Origin of the sequence: Flavivirga sp. 57AJ16 (assembly GCF_028736925.1) — a bacterium.
In the GTDB taxonomy this organism is placed as follows: Bacteria; Bacteroidota; Bacteroidia; order Flavobacteriales; family Flavobacteriaceae; genus Flavivirga.
This window is the reverse complement of sequence record NZ_JAQZAT010000038.1, coordinates 1-3,241: the sequence shown is the minus strand read 5'-3', so window position 1 is coordinate 3,241 and position 3,241 is coordinate 1. Positions and strand designations below refer to the sequence as shown.

The following is a 3,241-nucleotide window of genomic DNA, read 5'->3' as shown; positions in this document are numbered from 1 at the left end:
TTCTCGACACTTCATCAGAGGTTCATTTGCATTCATCTCCTTTATTCATACCTGACCACGCTCATGGCGCGGCCGTTTCCATAACGCTCAATACCTTGACTCTTTACCAAAGCACCTTATGGGGGTTGACACTCTTCCCTGTAGAACAGCACCGGTGGGTCGGTTCCACCATCTTATAAACAGTTGCGTAACGAATTTCAGCCGTTCGTTACTCTCGGCACACATATGAAAAGTAGGCGATTACGAAGCACTAAACTTTCGGTTAAGCACAAAGTTTTATACGAGCTAAAAGCCTTGATTACACTACTGTCTCGCCTATTTTTTATATATATTGTTGTGTTTTCGTGCTTTTTTTCATTCATCTGTCAGCGTTGGCAAAGCCATACTCTTTTGCAATTTTTGGCTTGAGTTCGGCTGGTGCGAATTGCAAATGTGTATGGCTTTTTGCGTTGGCATTAGGCTATGAAAATATGATTTGTAAATAACGTATGAGGCGCACTCACAAGATTAATATCAAATTTCAAGGACGGTTCTACTCTCGAACTTGCATTATGAATTCTGAACGAGATTTGCCAACCTTCATTTAATGAAACCAATAATGTCGTTGTCGAATTATCTTGGTAAACGATTTCGATTAGTCTTGATGGTAATTTTAATTTAGGGATTCTAGCTTTTGGTTTAATGCTTTCAAAAGGTAAATTCAATGTACCGCTTAAATTGTAGGCTTGAATTTCTACTTTTTTATTTCCCTTGATTACTTTGTAAAAATCTTCGTTTCCAATAAGATACTGCACGAGGTTCTCTGCAACAATACTTGAATTTTCTTTATCAAGCCTTAAGAGTTCTTTTCTAAAAGCGTTTAAAATTGGGATGTAAACGACTTGATGCATATTTTCAATCGAAGTCCATTTTGTTGATTTGTCAGAAGCTTTAAGATTTGCTAACATATCAAAAATTGGTTTTATTTCATCAAAATAGTTTTGTGAGCAAGGAACTCCTAACCATTTCTCTCCAAAATCAATGTTTAACGATAACCTTGAATGCTTTACAGCTCTATGATTGTTTTTTGCGGAAATTCCAATTTCCCATTTTTGCAAAGAACGAATAATGAGAACATCACGAACATCTCCTGTTTGTCCTGCTTGGTCACTTACGATTTCAAGCACCAAAACATCTTCTTTACTGATGCCATTTGACAATCTTGGCTCAATGTCAATTAAGAAATTTATAGCCGCACTTGCCGTAATTCTAAAAGTGTCTTGTTCATTCTCAACGAAACTATCGAAGCATCCTTTTGCGCTGTGATAAGGTTCATTTTCTTTAATAGAAACGCTCGTAATCTTGTTTAAGCGTTCGTAAAATTCTAAAAGCAAAGCATATTCAAACGCTTTTCCGTTTACTGTTTGAGTTGCCATACTTTATGATAATGTGTTTTCTAATTCCAATTGTTTCTTTCTGGTTTTAGTGGCTTGTTTTTCTGCATTTTCAATTTGAGCTTTTATGCTCATAGCCATATGTTTTGCGAGGTTAACTGGAACAGCATTTCCAATCATTTTGTAACCTGCTGCTATGTGAGTGAAATGAAAAATAAAACTATCAGGGAAGGTTTGTATTCTTGCACATTCACGCACACTCAATCTTCTATATAAATCTTCCTTGCCCTTTACAAACTCACGAACATTCTGTTCAATAAATTTCATTTTAGGTGCTTGCGGATGAATAGGTGCGTGTCTTCCACCTGCTTGAATTGTAAATGATTGCTCGTCCCAAGACCTAACTCTATTTCTAGACATAAACATTGACGAAAACCCACCAATCATATATTCGTGGTTTGGTATTTTACAGTTTTCTTTATTTGTTTTGTTTCCTTCTTTAGCTGGAACAACACTGTTTTTTAAATCTGAAATCGCTTGTTCAAGCGTAATTTTTTCTTTTGCGGGTTTTGGAAATTGAAACTTAAAATTTAAGTCTTTGCGAATGCCAACAAAAAACACTCTTTTTCTATCCTGGGGAACATCAAAATCTGAAGCGTTAAGCATCTGGAATGACAATTCATAACCAACACCTGCATTCTGAAACATTTCCTTTATATTTTTTAAAGCTTCGCTATGTCTTCCTAATAGCATTCCGCTCACATTTTCAGCAAGAAAGAATTTTGGTTGTTTTGCTTCTAATATTCGTATAAAATCAAAAAAGAGTTGTCCTCGTTTGTCGTTTATTCCACGCAAAGAACCCGCTTCGCTCCAACTTTGACAAGGTGGTCCGCCAATTATTCCGTCACACTCTGGAACTTCGTCAGCAGGAATATCTACTATACTCCTTTTATCTAAAACTGTATGAGGATGGTTTTTTTCGTAAGTCTCCCAAATATCTTTATCATATTCATTAGCCCAAATAACATCAAAACCTGCCTTTTGGAATCCTAAATCAAGTCCGCCTGCTCCCGCAAAAAATGATACTATTTTCATATTACTTTTTCTTTTAATGTTCTTCTATATTCTGCTTTTTCCTCCGCAACTTGTAATAGTTGTTTGGTGCAGTTTGTTTCGTAAATCTGTTTCCCGATTTGGTCGGTAACATATTCATTCCTTAATTCAGTGAGGTCGAGTTTGAAGATTTTAGCAAGTTTTGGTAATCGCTTTTCGTCAAAATCTCGTTTTCCGTTCTCAATTTTGCTCAAGTTTGCAGAGTCCAAATTCAATTTAGCAGCAAGTTGAGTTAGAGTTAGTTCGTTTTCGTTTCGTAAAAGTCGGATGTATTCTCCAAATGTGGTTTTCATAAGACTTGTCATTTTTTGACAAATTTATAAAATTTATTTAGAATATTCAATTCGAGCGTTGGGAAATTTTAGCTCTTTTGGTTTTTTAGCGTTGGATTTGTGTGTTGGGAAAAACCGAAAGTGCTAAAATGTGCGGCTGGTCAATATGAAACACAACGTCTCGGCTATAATTAGTACGGGAATTAAAAGTAGTGAACTTTCGATTAAGCACTTAGCCAAAACTTTTTATTTTGTTTTATCTTTTTCTTTATAAAGCCTAATCAAAAAGATTTGGCGGACCTTATAAAAATACACTAAACTTTGGATTAAAGACCAACCCCCGTATTAATTATAGCCATTGTTGAACTAATCCTCGTTACCTCGGAAGCTTTCCAACGCTTATAAAAATAGCTTAAATTTAGATACTAAATAAAAAAGTAAAAAAATATGTATCAAAAAAAAGTAAAACGCTCCTTGAAACGG

3 protein-coding genes are annotated in these 3,241 nt (G+C 35.3%); all 3 read right to left on the bottom strand.

Features of this window, described 5'->3' with window-relative positions; genetic code table 11:
* Nucleotides 1-455: 455 nt before the first annotated feature.
* Genes PQO00_RS20185 through PQO00_RS20175 form a run of 3 tightly spaced genes read right to left on the bottom strand, consistent with a single transcriptional unit; the run spans nt 456 to nt 2,779 of the window.
* Nucleotides 456-1,415, bottom strand: a complete 960-nt coding sequence (locus tag PQO00_RS20185) for a HaeIII family restriction endonuclease (protein ID WP_274186663.1) — start codon at nt 1,413-1,415, stop codon at nt 456-458.
* A 3-nt stretch (nt 1,416-1,418) separates the two neighbouring features.
* Entirely contained in the window at nt 1,419-2,468 is a 1,050-nt protein-coding gene (locus tag PQO00_RS20180; protein ID WP_274186662.1) for a DNA cytosine methyltransferase, read from the bottom strand.
* Nucleotides 2,465-2,779 carry a helix-turn-helix domain-containing protein gene (locus PQO00_RS20175; RefSeq protein ID WP_274186661.1) on the bottom strand — a complete coding sequence of 105 codons (315 nt, stop codon included), beginning with the start codon at nt 2,777-2,779 and terminating at the stop codon, nt 2,465-2,467. The genes PQO00_RS20180 and PQO00_RS20175 overlap by 4 nt, the downstream gene beginning before the upstream one ends.
* Between the last annotated feature and the right edge of the window lie 462 nt (nt 2,780-3,241).